General features: G+C 64.8%; 19 protein-coding genes. 9 read left to right on the forward strand and 10 right to left on the reverse strand.

What is annotated here, in order from left to right; genetic code table 11:
• Positions 1 to 19: 19 nt before the first annotated feature.
• Complete coding sequence (locus ACSUZJ_RS04010) at positions 20 to 1,435, forward strand: IgA Peptidase M64 (RefSeq protein ID WP_499413520.1); 1,416 nt, start codon at positions 20 to 22, stop codon at positions 1,433 to 1,435.
• Between the two features lie 157 nt (positions 1,436 to 1,592).
• Complete coding sequence (locus ACSUZJ_RS04015; protein ID WP_499413522.1) at positions 1,593 to 2,081, forward strand: hypothetical protein; 489 nt, start codon at positions 1,593 to 1,595, stop codon at positions 2,079 to 2,081.
• 431 nt (positions 2,082 to 2,512) lie between these two features.
• Here ACSUZJ_RS04015 and parC read toward each other — a convergent pair whose 3' ends face one another.
• Together parC and ACSUZJ_RS04025 are read right to left on the reverse strand one after the other, a co-directional pair.
• On the reverse strand, positions 2,513 to 4,840 hold the full coding sequence (gene parC / locus ACSUZJ_RS04020) for a DNA topoisomerase IV subunit A (protein ID WP_499413524.1): 2,328 nt from the start codon (positions 4,838 to 4,840) through the stop codon (positions 2,513 to 2,515).
• A 161-nt stretch (positions 4,841 to 5,001) separates the two neighbouring features.
• On the reverse strand, positions 5,002 to 6,999 hold the full coding sequence (locus ACSUZJ_RS04025; RefSeq protein WP_499413526.1) for a DNA topoisomerase IV subunit B: 1,998 nt from the start codon (positions 6,997 to 6,999) through the stop codon (positions 5,002 to 5,004).
• Positions 7,000 to 7,279: 280 nt separating this feature from the next.
• On the opposite strand from ACSUZJ_RS04025, the gene ACSUZJ_RS04030 reads away from it, so the two are divergent.
• From ACSUZJ_RS04030 to ACSUZJ_RS04040, 3 genes are all read left to right on the forward strand, one after another.
• Positions 7,280 to 8,092 (forward strand): response regulator, encoded by an 813-nt coding sequence (locus tag ACSUZJ_RS04030; RefSeq protein ID WP_499413528.1) that lies wholly within the window; start codon positions 7,280 to 7,282, stop codon positions 8,090 to 8,092.
• Positions 8,093 to 8,168: 76 nt separating this feature from the next.
• Positions 8,169 to 9,155, forward strand: a complete 987-nt coding sequence (locus tag ACSUZJ_RS04035) for a gamma-glutamyl-gamma-aminobutyrate hydrolase family protein (protein ID WP_499413530.1) — start codon at positions 8,169 to 8,171, stop codon at positions 9,153 to 9,155.
• A gap of 249 nt (positions 9,156 to 9,404) precedes the next feature.
• Positions 9,405 to 9,740: a hypothetical protein gene (locus ACSUZJ_RS04040; protein WP_499413532.1), complete on the forward strand. Its 336-nt coding sequence runs from the start codon at positions 9,405 to 9,407 to the stop codon at positions 9,738 to 9,740.
• Positions 9,741 to 9,867: 127 nt separating this feature from the next.
• Here ACSUZJ_RS04040 and ACSUZJ_RS04045 read toward each other — a convergent pair whose 3' ends face one another.
• Both ACSUZJ_RS04045 and ACSUZJ_RS04050 read right to left on the reverse strand, forming a co-directional pair.
• Positions 9,868 to 11,004, reverse strand: coding sequence for a YbdK family carboxylate-amine ligase (locus tag ACSUZJ_RS04045; RefSeq protein WP_499413534.1), 1,137 nt, complete (start codon positions 11,002 to 11,004; stop codon positions 9,868 to 9,870).
• On the reverse strand, positions 10,994 to 12,184 hold the full coding sequence (locus ACSUZJ_RS04050) for a cation:proton antiporter (RefSeq protein ID WP_499413536.1): 1,191 nt from the start codon (positions 12,182 to 12,184) through the stop codon (positions 10,994 to 10,996). Before ACSUZJ_RS04050 ends, ACSUZJ_RS04045 begins: the two co-directional genes overlap by 11 nt.
• Positions 12,185 to 12,498: 314 nt before the next feature.
• Here ACSUZJ_RS04050 and ACSUZJ_RS04055 point away from each other — a divergent pair, with 314 nt between their 5' ends.
• On the forward strand, positions 12,499 to 13,095 hold the full coding sequence (locus ACSUZJ_RS04055) for a CPBP family intramembrane glutamic endopeptidase (protein ID WP_499413538.1): 597 nt from the start codon (positions 12,499 to 12,501) through the stop codon (positions 13,093 to 13,095).
• A gap of 256 nt (positions 13,096 to 13,351) precedes the next feature.
• On the opposite strand, the gene ACSUZJ_RS04060 is transcribed toward ACSUZJ_RS04055, so the two are convergent.
• From ACSUZJ_RS04060 to ACSUZJ_RS04070, 3 genes are read right to left on the reverse strand one after another with little or no spacing between them, the layout of a single operon-like run.
• Positions 13,352 to 14,524, reverse strand: a complete 1,173-nt coding sequence (locus ACSUZJ_RS04060; RefSeq protein WP_499413540.1) for a vWA domain-containing protein — start codon at positions 14,522 to 14,524, stop codon at positions 13,352 to 13,354.
• Positions 14,525 to 14,528: 4 nt separating this feature from the next.
• Positions 14,529 to 15,116 (reverse strand): GNAT family N-acetyltransferase, encoded by a 588-nt coding sequence (locus tag ACSUZJ_RS04065; protein WP_499413542.1) that lies wholly within the window; start codon positions 15,114 to 15,116, stop codon positions 14,529 to 14,531.
• The gene (locus ACSUZJ_RS04070) at positions 15,113 to 15,967 is read right to left on the reverse strand and encodes an AAA family ATPase (RefSeq protein ID WP_499413544.1); all 855 of its coding nucleotides are present in this window, start codon (positions 15,965 to 15,967) and stop codon (positions 15,113 to 15,115) included. Before ACSUZJ_RS04070 ends, ACSUZJ_RS04065 begins: the two co-directional genes overlap by 4 nt.
• A 202-nt stretch (positions 15,968 to 16,169) precedes the next feature.
• Between ACSUZJ_RS04070 and ACSUZJ_RS04075 the strand changes: the two genes are divergently transcribed.
• The 3 genes from ACSUZJ_RS04075 (at position 16,170) to ACSUZJ_RS04085 (ending at position 18,537) form a co-directional block, all read left to right on the forward strand.
• Positions 16,170 to 16,505, forward strand: coding sequence for a c-type cytochrome (locus tag ACSUZJ_RS04075; RefSeq protein ID WP_499413546.1), 336 nt, complete (start codon positions 16,170 to 16,172; stop codon positions 16,503 to 16,505).
• Positions 16,506 to 16,516: 11 nt separating this feature from the next.
• The gene (locus ACSUZJ_RS04080; protein WP_499413548.1) at positions 16,517 to 16,858 is read left to right on the forward strand and encodes a c-type cytochrome; all 342 of its coding nucleotides are present in this window, start codon (positions 16,517 to 16,519) and stop codon (positions 16,856 to 16,858) included.
• A gap of 158 nt (positions 16,859 to 17,016) precedes the next feature.
• A complete protein-coding gene (locus ACSUZJ_RS04085; RefSeq protein ID WP_499416426.1) occupies positions 17,017 to 18,537 on the forward strand; it encodes a SulP family inorganic anion transporter in 1,521 nt (506 codons plus the stop codon).
• A gap of 94 nt (positions 18,538 to 18,631) precedes the next feature.
• On the opposite strand, the gene ACSUZJ_RS04090 is transcribed toward ACSUZJ_RS04085, so the two are convergent.
• The 3 genes from ACSUZJ_RS04090 to ACSUZJ_RS04100 form a co-directional block, all read right to left on the reverse strand.
• Positions 18,632 to 19,060, reverse strand: a complete 429-nt coding sequence (locus ACSUZJ_RS04090; RefSeq protein WP_499413550.1) for a DUF1841 family protein — start codon at positions 19,058 to 19,060, stop codon at positions 18,632 to 18,634.
• 84 nt (positions 19,061 to 19,144) lie between these two features.
• Positions 19,145 to 20,698 (reverse strand): retroviral-like aspartic protease family protein, encoded by a 1,554-nt coding sequence (locus ACSUZJ_RS04095; RefSeq protein ID WP_499413552.1) that lies wholly within the window; start codon positions 20,696 to 20,698, stop codon positions 19,145 to 19,147.
• Between the two features lie 129 nt (positions 20,699 to 20,827).
• Positions 20,828 to 21,454, reverse strand: coding sequence for an RNA pyrophosphohydrolase (locus ACSUZJ_RS04100; RefSeq protein WP_499413554.1), 627 nt, complete (start codon positions 21,452 to 21,454; stop codon positions 20,828 to 20,830).
• Positions 21,455 to 21,476: the final 22 nt, after the last annotated feature.

Consider the following 21,476-nt stretch of genomic DNA (forward strand, 5'->3'; position numbering starts at 1 on the left):
ACCTCAACAGGAAAACCGCATGCTCCGCTTTCTTGCCGCAGCGCTGACGCTCGCCACGGGCGCCGCCTTTGCCCAGCAACCTGCCACGGTCCGCCTTGATTACACCCACAGCGGCAATGCCCTGTCCGACAGCTACGCCATCGAGCGCGTGCTGATCGAGCCGCTGCCCTGGCCGGGCGACATGGCGAAGAACTTCGACGAGACCAACCGCGGCCAGAACCGGGTCGAGGTAGTCGACGCGAAAACCGGCGACCTGCTGTATTCGCGCGGCTTCTCGACCGTCTTCGGCGAGTGGCGCACGACGGAGGAGGCGAACCGGCTCAGCCGCAGCTTCAGCGAGTCGGTGCGTTTCCCGAAATTCGAGCGCCCGGTGCGCGTGCGCATCCTCAAGCGCGACGAGCGCAATGCCTTCTCGGTGGTGTGGAGCGTCGACGTCGACGCCAATGCCCAGGACGTGGTAAGGCAGCAGCCGGCGGCCCCGGCGAAACCGATTCCCATCCGCGTCAGCGGTCCCTCGCCGCAAAAGGTCGACCTGCTGATCATGGGCGACGGCTACACCGCGCAGGACATGCAGAAATTCGAAGCGGACGCGCGCCGCCTCTCCGCCCACCTGTTCACCGTGTCGCCCTTCAGGGAGCGCGCGAACGACTTCAACGTATGGGCGCTGGCCTTGCCTACCCAGGAGTCGGGCATTACCCGTCCATCGACGGGCGTGCACCATGCGTCCCCGCTGGGCACGCGTTACGACATCTTCGGCAGCGAGCGTTATGTACTCACCCTGGATAACCGCGCGCTGCGCGACATCGCCCAGCACGCGCCCTACGAGTTCATCGAAATTTTGGTGAACAACGAGACCTATGGCGGCGGGGGCATCTTCGGCCAGTTCAGCACGGCGGCGGCAAGCAACGACTGGGCGAATTACCTCTTCGTGCACGAGTTCGGCCACCATTTCGCGGGCCTGGCGGACGAGTACTACACCTCGCCGGTCGCCTACCAGGCCGCAAGCACGCGCATGGAACCGTGGGAGCCGAACGTAACGGCCTTGCGCGATCCGGCCCACATCAAATGGAAACAACATGTAACGGCCGGCACGCCCTTGCCGACGCCCTGGCCCAAGCTGGAATACGAAAAAGAGTCGCGCGCCTACCAGAAAAAGCGCGCGGCGCTGCGTGAAAAGAATCGTCCGGAAAGCGAAATGAACGCGCTGTTCCGCGAAGACCTGGCGCGTACCAAAGCCCTGTTCGAGAAGCAGCCGTACCGCCACGCCATCGGCGCATTCGAGGGGGCGAACTACGAAGCGACGGGTTACTACCGGCCGGCGATGCAATGCATCATGTTCGACCGCAGCGAGCAGTTCTGCCCGGTATGCCGGGACGGCATCGGCGACATCATCGACCTGTATGCGGGGCCGGGTTCGGGGCTGGACCAGCGCTGAAACACCTTGTTTCAACTCAACAGGGGTCTGTGTGATGGCGAACAGACCCTGGTGTGACCGAGGCCTATTCTGGTGGCGTACTTAATAAAAAATTAAGCGAAAAACACAAACGCAGGCGCAGACCTGCAACCCCACCATAAAACCGAAAGGACACACCATGAACAAACTGCTCGCCACCCTGATCGCCGGTTTCGTCGCCACCAGCGCCTATGCCCAGACCACCGTCACCCCGGCCGCTACCGAAGCCGTGGTGAAAGCCGAAGCGAAGGCCGAGGCCGACATCGCCAAGGCCGAAGCGAAGGAAGCCAAGGCTGCTGCCAAGGCCGACGAAAAAGCCACCAGGGCCATCGCCGATGCCCAGGAGAAGAAAGCCAAGGCCCACGCCAAGGCCGTGAAGGCGCATGCCGACGCCGCCGAGAAAGTCACCAAGGCCGATCCGGAAGACCGCGCCGAGGCGCTCGCCAAGGCCCAGGAAAAGGTATCGGAAGCGAACCTGAAGGCCGAGAAGAAAATGATCAAGGCCGATGAGAAATCGCTGAAGACCCAGGTCGATGCTGCCGCCGACAAGGCGACCGCCGCCGCCAAGACCGAACAGGTGCGCGCCGAGGCGATGGCCGACGTGCACAAGGCTGCGGCCAAGAAGTAATCTTTTGGGCGGATGATGAAATGCCGGCGTGGTGCCGGCATTTTTTGTTGGTGCAGCGCTGTTGCGGCTTCGGATGAGCACCACCGCGTGGGTTCGAAAACCCACCCTACGGGTCGTGCGAGCAATGCGGGTCGTGTTCTGCTGATCGACTACGGAACTGCCGTATAGCGTGGACTCGGGAGTCCACCCTACAACAGCCTTGGTTTTCGTAGGGTGGGCTCTTGAGCCCACGCGGTGCAGCAGTTCCACAATCGAACAGTGTGAAATGATTCGTACCGTACGCAATACCGTAGGGTGGACTCCCGAGTCCACGCGGTACGGCGCTTCCGCAATCGACAAGCTGACAACGATCCCGCGACACCCGCACGCCCCAGAAACAACAAAGCCGGCTTTCGCCGGCTTTGTCACCTACACGCGACGATCAAGCGCGCTTACTCGCCCGTCGCCCGCATCGCCAGGTCGCTTGCCTTCAGCTTGGCCGACAGCGGCTTGCCCTTCTTGGCGCGCTTGCCGAAGTGCGGCTCCAGGCCTGAGGCGTAGAGCTCGACCACGCGCGGCTTGGAGCCGGCCCAGGTGCCGATCACGTTCACGCCTTTCTGGCTGATCGGTTGCGCGGCCAGCAGCTTTTCCTTCGGCTCCAGGTCCATCAGCGTCACGCCGCGCCCGCCATTGGTCAGCACCTTCATCTCGTCGATGCCGAACACCAGCACGCGGCCTTTTTCCGACAGGCAGGCCACGGCGCCGGCATTGTCCGCGATCACGCGCGGCGGCAGCGGCACGGCGCCTTCATCGAGGGTGATGAAGGACTTGCCGCCCTTCAGGCGGCTGACCATGTCGCCGGCCTTGGTGATGAAGCCGAAGCCGTTCGAAGTCGACAGCAGCAGCCGCGTCTCGCCATTGCCTGCGAAATAATGCAGGATGCGCACGCCGCCGGACAGGTCGACCAGGGTCGTGATCGGCACGCCATCGCCGCGCGCTCCAGGGAGCGCCGCCACCGGCACCGAGTACACCTTGCCGTTGTCGCCGATGCCCAGCAGGGTGTCGACCGTGCGGCATTCGAAGGCATTGCCCAGCGAGTCGCCCGGCTTGAAGGTGAACTGCGCCGGATCGTGTCCGATGCCGGTGCGCGCGCGCACCCAGCCCTTCTCGGAGATGATGACGGTGACCGGCTCGTCGACCACCTTCTGCTCGGCCACGGCCTTCTGCGCTTCCTCGATCAGCGTGCGCCGGGCGTCGCCGAACTGCTTCGCATCGGCCTCGATCTCGCGGATGATGGTGCGCTTCATGGTCGAGGGATTGGCCAGGATGTCTTCCAGCTTTTCCTTTTCGTTGCGCAGCTCGGCCAGCTCCTGCTGGATCTTGATCGCTTCCAGGCGCGCCAGCTGGCGCAGGCGGATCTCGAGGATGTCCTCGGCCTGGCGCTCGGACAGGCGGAAGCGCTCGATCAGGGCCGCCTTCGGCTCGTCCGAGTTACGGATGATGGCGATCACCTCGTCGATGTTCAGCAGGACGGTTTCGCGGCCTTCCAGGATGTGGATGCGGTCGTTGACCTTGCCCAGCTTGAACTCGGTGCGGCGCCTGACGGTTGTGAACCGATAATCGATCCACTCCTGCAGGATTTCGACCAGGCCCTTCTGGCGCGGACGGCCGTCGCCGCCGATCATCACCAGGTTGATCGGGCTCGAGGTTTCAAGCGAGGTATGCGCCAGCAGCAGGAGCATGAATTCGGTCTGGTCCTGGTTCTTCGACTTCGGCTCGAACACCAGGCGCACCGGCGCGTCGCGGCCGGATTCGTCGCGCATCGTGTCGAGCGCGCCGAGGATGGTCTGCTTCAGGGCCAGCTGCTCGGGCGTGAGGGTCTTCTTGCCCAGCTTGACCTTCGGGTTGGTCAGCTCTTCGATCTCCTGCTGCACTCTAGCAGCCGAGGTGCCCGGCGGGAGTTCCGTCACCACGGCTTGCCACTGACCGCGGGCCAGTTCCTCGATCTTCCAGCGTGCGCGCACCTTCATCGAACCGCGGCCGGTGGCGTACATGTCGGCGATCTGGGACGCCGGGGTGATGATCTGGCCGCCGCCCGGGAAGTCCGGGCCCGGGATGATGGTCATCAGTTCGGCGTTCGAGATCTTCGGGTTGCGGATCATGGCGACGGTGGCGTCGGCCACTTCGCGCAGGTTGTGCGAGGGGATCTCGGTGGCGAGACCCACGGCAATGCCGGAGGCGCCGTTGAGCAGCACCATCGGCAGGCGCGCCGGCAGGGTGCGCGGCTCGTTGGTGGTGCCGTCGTAGTTCGGCTGGAAGTCGACCGTGCCCATGTCGATCTCGTCGAGCAGCAGGCGCGAGATCGGGGTCAGGCGGGCTTCGGTGTAGCGCATCGCCGCGGCGCCGTCGCCGTCGCGCGAGCCGAAGTTGCCCTGGCCGTCGATCAGCGGGTAGCGCAGCGAAAAGTCCTGGGCCATGCGCACCAGCGCGTCATAGACTGACTGGTCGCCGTGCGGGTGCAGCTTGCCGAGCACGTCGCCGACCACGGCCGCGCACTTGCGCGGCTTGGCGGTGGCGCCCAGGCTCAGTTCGTTCATCGCGTACAGGATGCGGCGCTGGACCGGCTTCTGGCCGTCCGAGACGTCGGGCAGGGCACGGCCCTTGACGACCGAGACCGCGTAGTCGAGGTAGGCGCGCTCGGCGAAGGTGGACAGGGTCAGCGCTTCGACGTCGTCGGCCGGTTCGCTGGCTTGTTCAAAGAGGCTTGCTTGGGTAGACATATTCTGTGTGTTCGATTCTTGTTGAGCGGAGCGCGGAGCGATTCGATTGTTCTGGCGGTGTACCGCGTGGACTCGGGAGTCCACCCTACAAAAGCGGGGTTGCGTAGGGTGGACACCTGTGTCCACGCGGTCTTTCGTGCCTCAAAACACCCCGAAGGCCATCAAATATCCGCTTCCGTCTCGTTACCGTGTTCCTCGATCCATGCGCGGCGGGCGGCCGCTTCGCCCTTGCCCATCAGCATGTTGAAACGGGCCGAGGATTCGCCGTGGTCGAAGTCGCCCAGCGACACCGGCAGCAGGCGGCGCGTGTCCGGGTTCATGGTGGTTTCCCAGAGCTGCTCGGCATTCATCTCGCCCAGGCCCTTGAAGCGGGAGATGCTCCAGGAACCTTCCTTCAGGCCTTCCTTCTTGAGCTTGTCCTCGATCGCCAGCAGTTCGCCGTCGTCCAGCGCATACAGCTTCTGCAGCGGCTTCTTGCCGCGCGCCGGCACGTCGACGCGATACAGCGGCGGACGCGCCACGCAGATGTGGCCGTGCTTGAAGAGCGCCGGGAAGTGCTTGAAGAACAGGGTCAGCAGCAGGACCTGGATGTGCGAGCCGTCCACGTCCGCGTCGGACAGGATGCAGATCTTGCCGTAGCGCAGACCGGTGAGATCCGGCGAATCGCCGTGCGAGTGCGGATCGACGCCGATCGCCACGGAAATGTCGTGGATTTCGTTGTTCGCGAACAGGCGGTCGCGGTCGGTTTCCCAGGTGTTCAGGACCTTGCCGCGCAGCGGCAGGATGGCCTGGAATTCCTTGTCGCGGCCCATCTTGGCCGAACCGCCCGCCGAGTCGCCCTCGACCAGGAAGAGTTCGTTGCGGGTGATGTCCGAGGATTCGCAGTCGGTCAGCTTGCCCGGCAACACGGCCACGCCCGAGGACTTCTTCTTCTCGACCTTCTGCAGCGAACGCATGCGCGACTGCGCCTGCTTGATCACCAGGTCGGCCAGCTTCTTGCCGTATTCGACGTGCTGGTTCAGCCACAATTCCAGCGGCGGCTTGGTGAAGGTCGAGACGAGTTTCACGGCGTCGCGCGAGTTCAGGCGCTCCTTGGTCTGGCCCTGGAACTGCGGGTCCAGCACTTTTGCGGACAGCACGAACGAGACGCGCGCGAACACGTCTTCCGGCAGCAGCTTGACGCCCTTCGGCAGCAGGCCATGCAGTTCCACGAAGCCTTTCACGGCGCCGAACAGGCCGTCGCGCAGGCCGGACTCGTGGGTGCCGCCGCTCGGGGTCGGGATCAGGTTGACGTAGGACTCGCGCACGATCGCGCCTTCCTCGGTCCAGGCGACTACCCAGGCCGCGCCTTCGCCTTCGGCGAAACCTTCGTCGCCGGCGGCGGCGTACTGCGCGCCTTCGAACAGCGGGATCAGGGTTTCGCCATTCGAGCTCGAGGCCAGGGCTTCGGTGAGATAGCCGCGCAGGCCTTCGTCGTAGCGCCAGGTCTGGACGTCGCCGGTCTTGGCGTTGGTGAGGGTGACGGTCACGCCCGGCAGCAGCACGGCTTTTGAGCGCAGCAGGCGCTGCAGTTCCGTCATCGGGATGTTCGGCGAGTCAAAATATTTGCCGTCCGGCCAGGCGGTGACGCGGGTGCCGTTCTTCTTGCCGCCGCGCTCGAACGGCGCGGAGGTGAGGGGCTCGATGACTTCGCCGTCGGCGAACACCAGGTTGTGCACGCCGTTGCCGTCTTCGGTCTTGCGCCAGACGGTGATTTCGAGGCGCTTCGAGAGCGCGTTGGTGACCGAGACGCCGACCCCGTGCAGGCCGCCCGAGAAGGCATAGGCGCCGCCCGAACCCTTGTCGAACTTGCCGCCGGCGTGCAGGCGGGTGAACACGATCTCGACGGTGGAGACGCCTTCTTCCGGGTGCAGGCCGACCGGGATGCCGCGGCCGTCGTCCTCGACGGTGATCGAGCCGTCGGTATTGATCGTCACGCCGATGTTCTTGCAGTGGCCGCCCAGCGCCTCGTCGGAGGCATTGTCGATCACTTCCTGGATGATGTGCAGCGGGTTCTCCGTGCGGGTGTACATGCCCGGGCGCTGCTTCACGGGTTCGAGTCCTTTCAGGACCCGGATGGATGATTCGCTGTAATCGGTTGCGGTTTTCTTGGTGGCCATGCTGATCAGTGTTTTTTCGAATGCCTGCGCATTCTATATCTTGTCGGAAGGAAAAAGCAGGAATGGCGTGACCGATTGTTCTTGTCAACGCACTCGAACGTGACTAGATTGATACCCATGCTTGCTACGTCGGGGCGGCCCTGGAAACCGCCGAATGGGAGACATCGGCCAGACTGGTACTGTACATGCGTACAGTATTCAATGCAAGGTTTGGGATGCGCCACGTAGCTGAACGCACAACAATGGGAGCCCGGAAGTCGCGCGTCCCGGGTCGATCATCATGTCTGTACAGAAGATTCCAACTGCCGTACGCCTGCTCGGCTTCGACCAAGGCGAATCTGAACGCATTGCCGCCATGCTGGCTGCGGCGCCGCGGGCAGGGCCGTGCTACGTCCGCCTGCATGACGACAGCCTGCAGGAACCCGACCTCTACCTGGTCGACGGCGAGAATCCGGCCGCGCTGCTGCGCCTGGGCAGCATGCGCAGCATGCCGCTCGCGCTGCAGGTGGGCGGCGCCGACCATGGCCTGGCGCGGCTCGCCCGTCCCTTCGATGCCGCCACCTTCCATACGACGCTTGCCCACCTGGTCGCCGAGCGCCGCCGCGCGCTCGAATTGCTGTGCGCACGTGGCGAACCGCCCCTGCCGGAACGCCGGCGCCGCCAGCGCCTGGCCGACGACACGCTCGGCGTCGATGGCGAGGCGCTGCGCCAGCCGCCGCGGCCGGACAAGGTCCTGATCGTCGACAAGGAAGGCGCCTTCCGCGACCACATGGCGCGCCTGGTCGGCGAACGCCGGCTGGCCATTGCCTGGACCGACAGCGCAGCGACCGCGGTACGCCTGTGCGACGAAACCCAGGTCGGGGTGGCGATGATCAATACCTCGACTCCCGGCATCGATCCCTACGCGCTGTGCAGCGCAATCAAGGCCCAGGAAGGCGCGGGGCGCACGGCCGTCGTGTTCCTGGTCGGCCGGGCCTTCCCCTACGACACCGAGCGCGCGCATTCGGCCGGCGTGCGCGGCCTGCTCGACAAGCCGGTGGCGGACCGTAGCCTGGTGGCGATCCTCGCACGGCTGACCTCGATGCCCGCCTGAGGCGGTACGCGCACAGCTGTGTGATTTTGTTACAACTTCGAATCGTGCGCTGCCATGGCGCGGCTATATTGAAGTCATGGCAGACGATCATCAACAACAGGGTGGCGAGGCTCCCGGCCCACCGCTGGAAACCCGCGCCGACGCCCCCGAACGTGTTCCCGACCGCCGCTCCGCCGATGGCCCGCCGCGCTACCAGCGTCCGGGCGATACGCCATTTGCGCTGGCCGGACGGGTGCTGTCTTCGCGCTGGCGCAACCTGCGCGACCGCTTCAGCCGCGACTTCATGCGCCGTACCCTGCGCATCGGCGTGTCGGCCCGCATCTTCCACCCCGAACCGGGCGCAACCGGCCTGCGCAGCAAGAACCTGCAATACCTGGAAGAGTCGATCGCGCAGTGGGTGATGTCGCGCGACGTGCTGGTGTTCATGATCCCGACGGTGAACACCAATGGACTGCTCCACCCCAGCAACATCACGCTGCGCCACTATGCGCGCCACCTCGACGGCCTGGTGCTGCAGGGCGGGGCCGACGTGTCGCCGCAAACCTATTCCGAGACCCCGACCCGCCCCGAGTGGAGCGGCGACCGCGCACGCGACCTCTACGAGCTCGAACTGCTGCATGAATTCGTCGAGGCCGGCAAACCCGTGCTGGGCGTTTGCCGAGGCTGCCAGCTGATCAACGTCGCCTTCGGCGGCACGCTGTACCAGGACGTGGCGACCAACCTGCCGGAGGCGCTGGCCCACGTGCACACCGACTACGACGCCCACCGCCATGCGATCGAATTCCCGCCGGGCTCTTCGCTCGCGCGCATGTTCCCCAAGGCGCAGCGGCCGACCGTGAACTCGATCCACCACCAGGCGGTCAAGGAACTCGGGCGCGACATCCGCATCGAGGCGGTGTCCTACCCGGACGGCGTGGTCGAGGCGATCCGCTACGACCGCGCCGATTTCGTCATGGGGCTGCAGTGGCATCCGGAGTTCCACCGTGCGGGCGGGACGGATTTGCTCGATTGCACGCCGGTGCTGGACGAATTCTTGCGGGCGGCGCGCGAAACCAGGTTGTAGCAGCGGCGCCGGTATTCGAGCGGTGAGACAGCGTGGACTCGGGAGTCCACCCTACGACACCCCGCTCTTGTAGGTGGACACCTGTGTCCACGCTGTCTCACGCTACGCATCACGCCACCGTATCCGCCAAACCCATACGCACGCACGCTTGCGAAATCGCTTGCATCCCATCCATCCCTTGATTACCATTGAATGAGAATGATTCTCATTCAATTGAATCGACAATCACTGTCCAAGGAAAGGGCTGCCATGCAAGAAAAACCGAACGAGTACGCCATGCCGTCGGCGCAGGACATGCGCCACCAGGACGCGGTGATGATCGCGTCGCTGCTGCACCTGATGTCGCACTACACCGCACGCGACGACAACGACCGCCCCTGTGTGCGCCTGGCCTCGGTCATCGAGCGCCACCTGTGCGCGCTGGCGCGCCTGCCCGAACTCGATCCGGTGCTGCGCGCCACCTGCGAGCAATTGTGCGAGAAGTGGGCCGGCATGGTCGACGACGGCATGCCGCGCCCGACAGCGAAACCCGGCTTCCTGGAGCGCATCATGCGCGGCGGCCGCCTCGGCGCCAATCCGGCCTGAACCGCGGCGTAGGGTGGTCGGCTCCACCCGTGACCGATGATTATCCGCACCGCTTGCGCCGCCCACGCGTCGATCGTTGGCCGCAAGATCATCGCGCCCGATCACGAAACCGATCATCGAGGGAAGATCAGCGCCGCCAGAACCGCCGCTCGCCCCGGAACCAGTTGATCGCCGCATGCACGATCGCCTCGACGCTGCCTTCGCGTTCGTACTGCTGGCGCAGCAGGGTGGCGTCGCTGCCGCCGGCGGCCGCCGTGGCAAGGTGCTGCAGGGCGTCGATGCTGCCCAGCTTCTCGGCGTGCGGCTCCATCTTGCGCAGGGTGGTGAGGATGTCCTCGCGCAGCGACACCGTCTCGTAGGTCTTGGGGTGGGTGATCGCGCCGTCCAGGCCGAAGCGGCAGGCCTGGAAGCGGTTGTAGTTGTAGACGAGGTAGTCGTCCTCGACAGGCGGTTCCTCGGTCCGCTGCAGCAGGTAGCTGCACAGCGCCTGCAAGTAGGCCGCCAGGGCAGCTGCGCGCTGCACCGTCAGCGGGGTGTCGCAGACGCGCAGTTCGATGGTGCCGTATTCCGGTTTCGGCCTCAGGTCCCAGTAAAAATCCTTCATGCTCTTGATGATGCCGGTGCGTTCCATCTTGCCGAAATAAGCGGTCTCGAAATCGCTCCAGCTCAGGGTGAAGGGCGCGCGCCCGCTCATCGGGAAGGCGAACACGGAATTCAGCCGGGCCGAATCGAACAGGCTGTCGTGGCCCTGCACGAAAGGCGACGAAGCCGACAGCGCAATGAAGTGCGGGATGTAGCGGTTAAGGGCATGCAGCAAATACATGGCGTTGTCGCCGTTGCCGCAGCCGATGTGCACGTGCTGGCCGAACACGGTGAACTGCTTGGCCAGGTAGCCGTACAGCGAGGACAGGTGCTCGAAGCGCGGCTTGGCGAAGATCTTCTGTTCCGACCAGTGCTGGAACGGATGGGTGCCGCCGCCGGCGATGCCGATATTGAGCGTGTCGCCGGCGGCAACCAGGGTGTCGCGGATCTCCAGCAGTTCGGCCAGCAGCGGACCGTATTCCGAATGCACGCTCGAATTAATCTCGATCATGCTCTCGGTGATCTCCGGCGTGACGTTGCCGGGGAAGGGCTTTCGGGACAGCAGGTGCAGCAGGTCCGGGCTGGCCGCCGTCAGGTCGAAGTCGGACAGGCTGACGAGCTGCAATTCGAGCTCGACCCCGAAGGTGAGCGGCGTCGATTGGGCAAAGGGTTCAAGCGGCATGGCGGATCTCCGGCGCTTCGTGCGCCCAGACCAGGGCGCGCTGGATGATGATGGGGCCGAACACTTCGAGCAGCATCGTCACCGCCGCCACCGCGCGCAGTTCGTCCACGATGGCCACCCCGGCCAGGCGCGCGTGTTCCAGCAGCAGGATGACGAACACCGACAGCGGCGCCAGCGCCACCCCGGCGAGGAAGCCCTTGCGCCAGGAAATGCCCGACAGGTGGGCAAAGGCGGTGACGCCGGCGGTCTTGGTCAGCAGGCGCGCCAGCACCAGCACCACGGCCAGCGTGGCGCCGGCCACGACCTCCTGCCAGTCGAGGGTCGAGGCCGCGAACACGAACAGCAGGATGGTGAGCAGTTCGCCGAGCGCGCCGAAGTTGCGCTGGGCCTGGCTGAAGGCGACGCGGCGGTGGCGCGCGACCAGGCCGAAGGCCAGGGTGGCGACCACCGGAGACAGCCCGCCGGCATAGGAAATCGCCACCAGCAGGATCACCGCGATCGCAAAGGCGACGGTGGCGTCGTGGCGTGGATTGCCGATCGCACGCAGCAGCGCCGGCACGACCAGGCCGAACACGGCGCCGCTCAAGGCCGAGATCGCCAGCATGACCAGGCTGTTCAGGAGTGCGTCGCCCAGGTCCTCGAAGGTGCGGAAGATCCAGAAGCCGACCACGGCGTTAAAGGCGAACACCGCCAGCACGCAGTTCTGCGCCGACAGGTGCAGCACGCGCTCGGTCACCTGGCCGGAACTGCGCTGCTCGTTGATGACGCGCACCACGGTGGCGGGCGAGGTGGCCATGGCCAGCGAGGCCAGCATCAGCGCGGTCAGTTGCGGCGTGCCGAAGGCAAGCGCGATCAGGTAGACGGCGAGGAAGGTGGCGATCGATTCGACCAGGCCGGCAACGCCGATCCAGGGATTGGCGCGCAGCCAGCGCAGGTTGATGCGGTAGCCCAGTTCGAACAGGATCAGGCCGAAGGCGACATCGGCCAGCATCGGTATCGGGCCGGCGTCGGGCGCCGGCAGGACGCCGAGCTGGGGACCGGCCAGCGCGAAGCCGACCACTCCGTAGAAACTGATGCGTGGCAAGCCCGTGAAACGCTGGCCGAATTCCCCGGCTATCCAGGCGATGGCAATGGCGAAGGGCCATGCGAGGCTGGTCAGGATAGTCAGCAGGTCGGGCATGCAATCTCCTGGAAAGGGAAGGGTGGACGGTTTTGTAAATATTACAAGCAGGCGCCGCGCGCACGATTGGGGTCGCCAGGGTGCTGCGGCTTGTCTTGATATTAATGTTTGCAGCGATGGCGTCCGTGCTCGCACCAACAGACGCGACGGCGAGACGCAACGGCGAGACGCGACGGCGGCCGTGGGCGGCTGCCTTCGTTGTCATCGGCCCTGCTGCTGGCTAGAATGGCGGGCATTGTCTTCACCAGACTGTCATCCGGCCCGAGCGCCGCCTATTTCTCATCCGTCAACCACGCGTTGACTTCTCGCCCAACATGTCTTCCCAACCGCCCATCCAGTCCCAAGTCCGTCCGCCGATCCGCCTGACCGCCCAGCTTCTCACCTGCGTTGTTTTCTGCATTCTGGCCGCCCTGATTATCCTCGTGGCGCAGGACGAACCGCTGTCGGTCCTGACCGGCCCGATGAGTGCCGGCAACCAGTTCCTGTTCGGCCTCGCGTTGTCGGCGCTGGCGGCGATCGGCTCGTATGTGAGCTTTCGCCTGACCGCGAAATCGGATGCGACGCACAAGACGATCGCGGCCTATTCGCGGCTGGATTTGAGCGGCCTGAATCCGGTCTGGGTCAGCCTGGCGGCCGCGGTCGGCGAGGAGCTGCTGTTCCGCGCCGCGCTGCAGCCGCTGCTCGGCGTCTGGATCACCTCGATCGTCTTCCTGCTGACGCATACGCCGGTATACCAGTTCCGCAAGCTCGACCGCGCGACCCTGGTGCAGGCGGCCGGTGTGTTCGGCGCCAGCGTGGCGCTGGGCTTTATCTACCAGTACGTCGGCCTGCTGGCGGCGGTGCTGGTGCACGTGGTGATCGATGTGGTGGGGCTGTACGTGGTGCGCAATGCGCTGCGCGTGCGAGGATGAGTTAGCGGTGACAGTAGGGTGGGCACCCCGTGCCCACGCGGAAGCTTGCACGGTGTCGGCGCATGAACGCGGCCGAGACGGTGGCGATGTGGTCACGCGTTCGCGGTGCACCCGGGACGCCGCCGCAGGAGCGCGACGGTTCGGGTTTGAATAGCGCTGACGCTGTGCATGCTTCCGCGTGGGCACTCCGTGCCCACCCTACGTTCCGGCCACCGTGATTCAAGCGGCGGCTATCCTTGCCGAGGCTTGATAAAGCTTACTTGCTCAGCAGCCGCATCGCCCGCTCCAGCCCTTCGAGCGTGACCGGGAACATGCGGTTGTTCATGATCTGGCGGATGATCGTGATCGACTGGCGGTACTGCCACAGGCTTTCCGGCTCGGGATTGAGCCAGGCGAATTTGGGGAAGGCGTTGCAGAAGCGCGCCAGCCATTCGGCGCCGGCTTCTTCGTTGTTGTACTCGACCGAGCCGCCCGGGGCCATGATCTCGTAGGGGCTCATGGTGGCGTCGCCGACGAAAATGATGCGGGTGTCGGGCGGGTACTTGCGCAGCACGTCCCAGGTCGGGAAGCGCTCCGCGTGGCGGCGCCGGTTGTTCTTCCACAGGTAGTCGTAGACGCAGTTGTGGAAGTAGTAGAACTCCATGTTCTTGAATTCGCTCTTCGCCGCCGAGAACAGTTCCTCGGTGCGCTCGATGTGGTCGTCCATGGTGCCGCCCACATCCAGCAGCATCACCACCTTGATGCGGTTCTTGCGCTCGGGCTGCATGCGGATGTCGAGGTAGCCGGCGTTGCTGGCCGTGGCGCGGATGGTGTCGTCCAGTGCCAGTTCATCGAGCGCGCCATGGCGCGCGAAGCGGCGCAGGCGGCGCAGCGCGACCTTGATGTTGCGCGTGCCCAGTTCGCGCTCGTCGTCGTAGTCCTTGTACGAGCGCTGGTCCCAGACCTTCACCGCCGTGCGGTTGCGGCCCTGGCCGCCGATGCGCACGCCTTCCGGGTTGGTGCCGCCGTGGCCGAAGGGCGAGGTGCCGCCGGTGCCGATCCATTTATTCCCGCCTTCGTGGCGCTCCTTCTGCTCCTTCAGCAGTTCGTTGAGGCGGTCCATCAGCTTGTCGTAGCCGAATTTTTCCAGCGCCGCCTTCTGCTCGGGCGTGAGCTCGCGCTCCATGCGCTTGATCAGCCAGTCGAGCGGGATCTCGCCCTTGGTCGTGTCGAACACGGCCTCGATGCCCTTGAAGTAGGCGCCGAAGGCGCGGTCGAACTTGTCGAAGTGGGCTTCGTCCTTCACCAGGGTCAGGCGCGCCAGGTAATAAAACTCGTCGAGCGAGGGGGCGATGACGCTTTTTTCCAGGGCCTCGAGCAGGGTCAGGAATTCCTTGATCGAGACCGGGACCTTGGCGTTGCGCAGCGCGAAAAAGAAGTCGATCAGCATACGGTTATCCGGCGTGCCGGTTCAGTCGGTCGTGCAGGTGCGCCTTGATCTCCGGCCATTCGCCGCGCACGATGCTGTAGATGACGGTGTCGCGCACGGTGCCGTCGCGGCGCAGGCCGTGGTGGCGAATCACGCCATCCTTTTTCGCGCCCAGGCGTTCGATGGCGGCCTGCGAAGCATGGTTGAAGTTATCGGTGCGCAGGCCGACCACGGCGCAGCCGAGCGTGTCGAAGGCATGCGACAGGAGCAGCAGCTTGCAGCTGGTGTTCACGTGGCTGCGCTGGACGCTTCTCGCATACCAGGTGTAGCCGATCTCGACGCGGCCAATGTCCGGCACGATGTCGTGGTAGCTGGTGCTGCCGAGTATCCGGCCGGTCGAGGCGTCGCACACCGCGAAAGCGAGGCGGCTCGGCGTCTCGAGCGCGGCGTGGACATAGGCTTGCGTGCGGTGCGGTTCGGGCACCGAGGTCACGCGCAGCTTCCACAGTTCGCCATCGGCCGCAGCAAGCCGCAGGCCGTCGACGTGCTCCAGGCTCAAGGGTTCCAGCCGCACGCCGTTGAATTCGAGCGCGGTCGGCTCGGGACGGATCATCGGTTGGTCCTCGACATGTAGACCAGGCGCTCGAACAGGTGCACGTCCTGCTCGTTCTTGAGCAAGGCGCCGTGCAGCGGCGGCACCACGGTTTTCGCATCTTTACTATGCAGGGCTTCGGCCGGGATGTCCTCGGCCATCAGCAGTTTCAGCCAGTCGAGGAATTCCGAGGTCGACGGCTTCTTCTTGATGCCGGGGACGTCGCGCACTTCGTAGAAGCTTTGCAGCGCGGCGGCCAGCAGGTCCTGTTTCAGGCGCGGGAAGTGGACCTTGACGATGTCGGCCATCGTGTCGCGGTCCGGGAATTTGATGTAGTGGAAGAAGCAGCGGCGCAGGAAGGCGTCCGGCAGTTCCTTCTCGTTGTTCGAGGTGATGATCACCAGCGGGCGGTGCTTGGCCACCACCATCTCGCGCGTCTCGTAGACGTAGAACTCCATGCGGTCCAGCTCGCGCAGCAGGTCGTTCGGGAATTCGATGTCGGCCTTGTCGATCTCGTCGATCAGCAGCACCACCGGCTCGGGCGAGGTGAAGGCCTGCCACAGCACACCCTTGACGATGTAGTTGTGGATGTCGCGCACGCGCTCGTCGCCCAGTTGCGAGTCGCGCAGGCGCGAGACGGCGTCGTACTCGTACAGGCCCTGCTGGGCCTTGGTAGTGGATTTGACGTGCCATTGCAGCAGCGGCATGTTCAGGGCGGCCGCGACTTCCTCGGCCAGCATGGTCTTGCCGGTTCCCGGCTCGCCCTTGATCAGGAGCGGGCGCGCCAGCGTCAGGGCGGCGTTCACGGCCAGTTTCAGGTCATCGGTGGCGACGTAGCTGTCGGTTCCTTCGAAGCGGGCTTGGGCTTGCATGGGCGTCTTTGGTGAAAGAGGAAATCTTGAGTATATGCCAGAACCTGGCAGGCAGTGCGGGCGCGCCGGGAGGGCGCACGACGTTGGTAGACTGCAATCTTTTGTTGGGCTAGAATCGGACGGTTGGTACTTTTGCTAATGTTTTGCGGTAGCGGTTTTTGTGCGGTAGCGGTATTCGATTACAACTTTTGCGATTCCCACCATGAAAAAACTTTTAGCTGTACTCGCCCTGGGCGCTTGCGCCGGCGCTGCGTCGGCTGCGGACGTCGTCGGCAACCCGAAGGCCGCGCCAGCCAAGATCGAAATGTGCATCGGCTGTCACGGTATTCCCGGCTACAAGTCCGCCTTCCCCGAGGTCTACCAGGTGCCGATGATCGGTGGTCAGTCGGCCAAGTACATCGAAGCCGCGCTGCATGCGTACAAGAAGGGCGAGCGCAAGCATCCGTCGATGCGCGGCATCGCCGCCAGCCTGTCCGACCAGGACATCGCCGACGTTGCCGCCTACTATTCGCAGCAGACCGCCCAGAACCGCAAGTGAGGACAGCCGCCATGAAAAAACTGATCATCGCGCTGGCCCTCGGCGCCGTTTCCTTCAGCGCAGCCGCCGCGGACGTCAAGCGCGGCGAAGAGCTGGTCAAGAAATACAACTGCGCTTCCTGCCACGGCGCCGACTTCAACAAGCCGATCGACCCGAGCTATCCGAAGCTGGCCGGCCAGCACGCCGACTACATCGCGCACGCCCTGAACGCGTATAAACGCGGCGGCGACCAGACCAACGGCCGCAGCAACCCGATCATGGCGGGCTTCGCGAAGCCGCTGTCGAACCAGGACATGATCGACATCGGCGCCTATCTGGCGAGCCTGCCGTCGCAGCTGGTGGTGAGCAAGTAAGCTAGCGGCGGCTCTCGTAGGGTGGGCACAGGGTGCCCACCCTACGGGACGCTCCCGACATATAATTCGTTACCGAATCAATCGATCCCCCGAAGCCGGCCTGACGCCGCTTCGGGGGATTTCGTTTTTCAAGCGCTTGCGCCTTTTGCTGGAGTCTCATCTTGCAGTCCGCTTCACATTCCCACCTACCTGCCTACCTCAAAACCAACCTGCTCAGCGGCCTGACCGTCGCCCTGGCCCTGGTTCCCGAAGCGATCGCCTTTGCGCTGGTCGCCCATGTCTCGCCCCTCACCGGCCTGTACGCCGCGGTGCTGGTGTCCTTCATTACCTCGGCCTTCGGCGGCCGGCCCGGGATGATCTCGGGCGCCGCCGGCGCGCTGGCCGTGGTGATGGTGGCGCTGGTGGTCGAGCATGGCGTGCAGTACCTGTTCGCCGCGATCGTCCTGATGGGCATCCTGCAGATGCTGTTCGCCGCCGCGCGCCTCGGTAAATTCATCCGCATGGTGCCGTATCCGGTCATGCTCGGCTTCGTGAACGGCCTGGCGCTGGTGATCTTCATCGCCCAGTTCGGGCACTTCAAGGTCGGCGGGCAGTGGATGCAGGGCGCCCAGCTGTTCACCATGCTCGGCCTGGTGGCCGCGACCATGGCCGTCATCTACGTCACGCCGCGCATCACGAAGGCGGTGCCGGCGACCCTGGTCGGCATCCTGGTGGTTACGCTCGGCGCGGCGCTGCTGGGCATCGAATCGAAGACCGTCGGCGACCTGGGCTCGATCGGCGGCGGCCTGCCGGCGTTCGCCGTGCCCGACGTGCCGTTCAACCTCGAGACCCTGAAAATCGTGTTCCCGTATTCGCTGGTGCTGGCGGGCGTGGGCCTGATCGAGTCGCTGCTCACGCTCACCCTCGTCGACGAGATCACCGAGACGCGCGGCCAGCCGAACCGCGAGTGCATGGCGCAAGGCGCGGCCAACGTCGTCACCGCCTTCTTTGGCGGGATGGGCGGCTGCGCGATGATCGGCCAGAGCATGATCAACGTGAACAACGGCGCCTACGGCCGCCTGTCGGGCATTTCGGCCTCGCTGTTCCTGCTGTCCTTCATCCTGTTCGGTTCGAGCTGGATCGAGCAGATCCCGCTGGCGGCGCTGATCGGCGTGATGTTCGTGGTCTGCGAGAAGACCTTCGAGTGGGGCACCTTCCGCATGATCGGCAAGGTACCGCGCGCCGACACGGTCGTGGTGGTGCTGGTGGCGGCGATCACGCTGATTTTTGATTTGGCGGTGGCGGTGCTGGTGGGCGTGGTCGTCTCGGCGCTGGTGTTCGCCTGGCAGCATGCGAAGCAGATCGCGGTGAAGACGAGCGTCGACGCCCAGGGCTGGAAGGTCTACGAGCTGCAGGGCACGCTGTTCTTCGCCTCGATCGCCAACTTCAACGAGCTGTTCGCGCCCAAGGACGATCCGCAGGATGTGGTGGTCGAGTTCCGCAACGCGCGCGTGGTCGACCACTCGGCGATCCAGGCCATCGACGCGCTGGCCGAGAAATACCGCGCGCTGGGCAAGCGCCTGCACCTGCGCCACCTGAGCCCGGACTGCCGCGAGCTGCTGGACAAGGCGAAGGACATGATCGAGGTGAACGTGCTCGAAGATCCGCGTTACCGCGTGGCGGACGATAAACTAGGTTAAGTTGAAAATATGATACAAAAAAGGCGGCCTCGGCCGCCTTTTTTGTATCAGGTAGGGTGGGCACGGAGTGCCCACCCTACGGAAACGATATTTCTTAACGCGTCGCGCGCCGGCGCACGCACTCGATGTAGGCATCGGTGTCCGGCGGCACGCCATTCCTCTGCGACTTCCAGATCATCTCGCCCAGGCACTCCATGATCTCGTGGTGGGCGTCGTGCTCGCCGATCTTCTGCACCAGCAGGTCGTGGGCGGCCTTGATGCCGCGCGGCTGGTCGATCGAGACCTGTTCGGCGATCGACAGGTGCATCGACAGGTGCAGGAAGGGATTCGGCTTGCCGCCCTCGACCGAATAGTCGCGCGCGACCGCTTCCTCGGCATCGAACAGTTCGTCGTGGTATTCGGGATGCTGGACGATCCAGTCGGCGGCGATGGCGTCCATCGGCGTGAGCACTTCGCCGGCGCGTTGCTTGCGGAAGGCTTCACAGAAAAAGCGGCGCACGTCGTGCGAGGACGGAGTGAACATGGCTGGGAATCGAAAGCGGTGGGGAAGGGCGCCATTGTAGCGCGATGGCGCCGGGCTTGCCGGCCACCGGCCGGGCTGCTGCTTTCAGCGCGTCTCGTCTTCCGATTGCACCGCATGGCTGCCGGTAACGGATGCCGCAGGCCGGCATTCCTGCCTGCTTTGCGCAGCGATCGTTTCCGCGCGCTCGCCATTGTCGTGCGCGCGGTACCATTCCGTCATCGACACCAGCGCCTGGCAACGGCGTGTCGCCGCATGGACCCTGTCGCCGCTGGCCTGCTTCAGGAGGCCGTTCTCGTCGATCTTGCCGAGGTAGAAGGCGGCGATGGGCGCCGGCCACGCGTCGTCCTTGCTGCGCGCGAAGGCAGTGCCCAGCTCGGTCCTGGCGAGTTCCGGCTGCGCGCTGCGCACGCGGGCAAGGTAAAGCCACAACGCAGCCGGCCGGTTCGCGGGCAGCTTGTCAAGTCCGGCGCGCAGGCGGGCGGCCGCCTGCGCAGGCTCGCCCTGCAGCAACAGTTGACGACCGGTGGCGATGTTGGCATGCGCGTTGCCGCCGAGCGCAGCCTTTTCGAGCCAGCCAATGGCCAGGGCGGGATCGCGGGCGACCTTCTTGCCTGTCGCGTACATGCTCGACAACATCATCTGGGCATCCGTATTGCCTGCTTCGGCCTCGGCCTGGATCCACGGGGCGAGCCTGTTGCCCTGGTCGAAGGGTTCGCCCCCGACGTAGGAAAAATAGAGCTTGCGCTGACTCAAGGCAAATAGCACCCGGTGTGATCGCAGGAAGTCGGCGCCAAGCAGTACGTCAATGCTGTCAAGACCTTCCGTCACGCTCACATCAGCGTTCCGAATCGTTTCTTCTCCTATCTGGAACGTCTCGAGGACCGTATGCCAGCGCGTCATCCTGTTCTCGCCCACGCCGACGACGTCGGCAGCACGCTTGACGCCGGGTGCGTCCAGTTTCAGTCCTGCACGCCGCGCCGCCGCGAGCGAGATGGATGACACCTGCGCGCCGGTGTCGATGATGGCGCGCATCTTCTGGCCGTTGACGAGGACGGTAAAAGGCGGGTTCGGGCTGTGGTGGATATTGGCTTCAAGCGGGACGGCGAGCGCCGCAGGATCCCAGTAGCCGAGGTGGTCGTCGGCGCAGTTGATCGGCTGGAAAAACTTGAGTTCTTTGCTGGCCAGGGATATTTCGAGGTCGGCCTGCATCAGGAAGGGGGCGCCGAGGATGGCGTCGTAGGAGGGGGCAGCGCCAAAGTCCGACAGCACGCGCATGGTCCCGGGCTCGCTGCGCGCGGAGCCGGCCACGAACTCCTGGACCTGGGTCTGGTAAATCGACGAGAAGCCGCCAACGCCCTGGGCAACCCGGCCCGTGTTGCTCAATCTCATATTGCGACGCTCGGCGCCGCGGCGGGTCAGGAAACTATCGTAGGCGCCAGTGTCGACCAGCATGAGCGCCGGCGTGCCATTGATGACGCCCCTGGTCGTGATTTCCAGGTAGGGGCCTGTGTAATGTAAAGGCAACTTCGCGATTGCCACGTAACGGCAACGGGGCGCTTCGTCGCCAGCGGCGCGTGCCTGCTGGGCGGACAAGGCCAGCAGGAGCGAGGCGAGCATGCAGGTAAGGATCGGCTTCATGCCGATGATTCTACGGGGGAAGTTTCAAAGATCGCAATCTGCAATTGATTGCAAAAGAAAAAGGCAAGCCCCGCCGCGTGCGCGGCGTGCTTGCCCTTCGGCGCTACGATCGATGAGTTACCGTCGCAACTATTTTTCCGGCGTCAGCAGCAAGGATGGTTCCGCTGCCGCTTCGCGCGCCTTGGCGACTGCCTTGGCCGCCGCCGAGGAGGCGTTGCCCGGGCCGCGCGGCTGGCGCAGGTAGCGGGCGCTGTGGCGGCGCTCGCCGTTCGCGCTGTTCGCCGGCCAGGTGATGAAGCGCGACAACTCCTGCAGCGCCTTCTGGTAGACATCGCGCTTGAACTCGATGACCACGTCCAGCGGCACCCAGTAGTCGTGCCAGCGCCAGGCGTCGAACTCGGGATGGTCGGTCAGGCGCAGGTTGACGTCGTTGTCGCGCGCAACCATGCGCAACAGGAACCAGATCTGCTTCTGCCCGCGGTAATGGCCGCGGATCTCGCGCTTGATGAAGTGGTCCGGCACCTCGTAGCGCAGCCAGTCGCGGGTGCGGCCCACGATCCTGACGTGCTCCTGGCGCAAACCGATTTCCTCCTCGAGCTCGCGGTACATCGCCTGTTCCGGCGTCTCGCCGTATTTGATACCCCCTTGCGGAAACTGCCACGAGTGCTCGCGCACCCGCTTGCCCCACCACACCTCGTTGTTGGCGTTGAGCAGGATGATGCCGACGTTGGGGCGGAACCCTTCACGATCGAGCATAAGTGCACCTCGAAACTTTCTG

The organism is Telluria sp. B2 (assembly GCF_051789535.1).
GTDB lineage: Bacteria > Pseudomonadota > Gammaproteobacteria > Burkholderiales > Burkholderiaceae_D > Telluria.

What these genes read in the sequence shown, in the direction of transcription:
- ACSUZJ_RS04010 (WP_499413520.1), top strand. Translation starts at nt 20, where the DNA reads ATGCTCCGCTTTCTTGCCGCAGCGCTGACGCTCGCCACGGGCGCCGCC.
- ACSUZJ_RS04015 (WP_499413522.1), top strand. Translation starts at nt 1,593, where the DNA reads ATGAACAAACTGCTCGCCACCCTGATCGCCGGTTTCGTCGCCACCAGC.
- parC (WP_499413524.1), bottom strand. Translation starts at nt 4,840, where the DNA reads ATGTCTACCCAAGCAAGCCTCTTTGAACAAGCCAGCGAACCGGCCGAC.
- ACSUZJ_RS04025 (WP_499413526.1), bottom strand. Translation starts at nt 6,999, where the DNA reads ATGGCCACCAAGAAAACCGCAACCGATTACAGCGAATCATCCATCCGG.
- ACSUZJ_RS04030 (WP_499413528.1), top strand. Translation starts at nt 7,280, where the DNA reads ATGTCTGTACAGAAGATTCCAACTGCCGTACGCCTGCTCGGCTTCGAC.
- ACSUZJ_RS04035 (WP_499413530.1), top strand. Translation starts at nt 8,169, where the DNA reads ATGGCAGACGATCATCAACAACAGGGTGGCGAGGCTCCCGGCCCACCG.
- ACSUZJ_RS04040 (WP_499413532.1), top strand. Translation starts at nt 9,405, where the DNA reads ATGCAAGAAAAACCGAACGAGTACGCCATGCCGTCGGCGCAGGACATG.
- ACSUZJ_RS04045 (WP_499413534.1), bottom strand. Translation starts at nt 11,004, where the DNA reads ATGCCGCTTGAACCCTTTGCCCAATCGACGCCGCTCACCTTCGGGGTC.
- ACSUZJ_RS04050 (WP_499413536.1), bottom strand. Translation starts at nt 12,184, where the DNA reads ATGCCCGACCTGCTGACTATCCTGACCAGCCTCGCATGGCCCTTCGCC.
- ACSUZJ_RS04055 (WP_499413538.1), top strand. Translation starts at nt 12,499, where the DNA reads ATGTCTTCCCAACCGCCCATCCAGTCCCAAGTCCGTCCGCCGATCCGC.
- ACSUZJ_RS04060 (WP_499413540.1), bottom strand. Translation starts at nt 14,524, where the DNA reads ATGCTGATCGACTTCTTTTTCGCGCTGCGCAACGCCAAGGTCCCGGTC.
- ACSUZJ_RS04065 (WP_499413542.1), bottom strand. Translation starts at nt 15,116, where the DNA reads ATGATCCGTCCCGAGCCGACCGCGCTCGAATTCAACGGCGTGCGGCTG.
- ACSUZJ_RS04070 (WP_499413544.1), bottom strand. Translation starts at nt 15,967, where the DNA reads ATGCAAGCCCAAGCCCGCTTCGAAGGAACCGACAGCTACGTCGCCACC.
- ACSUZJ_RS04075 (WP_499413546.1), top strand. Translation starts at nt 16,170, where the DNA reads ATGAAAAAACTTTTAGCTGTACTCGCCCTGGGCGCTTGCGCCGGCGCT.
- ACSUZJ_RS04080 (WP_499413548.1), top strand. Translation starts at nt 16,517, where the DNA reads ATGAAAAAACTGATCATCGCGCTGGCCCTCGGCGCCGTTTCCTTCAGC.
- ACSUZJ_RS04090 (WP_499413550.1), bottom strand. Translation starts at nt 19,060, where the DNA reads ATGTTCACTCCGTCCTCGCACGACGTGCGCCGCTTTTTCTGTGAAGCC.
- ACSUZJ_RS04095 (WP_499413552.1), bottom strand. Translation starts at nt 20,698, where the DNA reads ATGAAGCCGATCCTTACCTGCATGCTCGCCTCGCTCCTGCTGGCCTTG.
- ACSUZJ_RS04100 (WP_499413554.1), bottom strand. Translation starts at nt 21,454, where the DNA reads ATGCTCGATCGTGAAGGGTTCCGCCCCAACGTCGGCATCATCCTGCTC.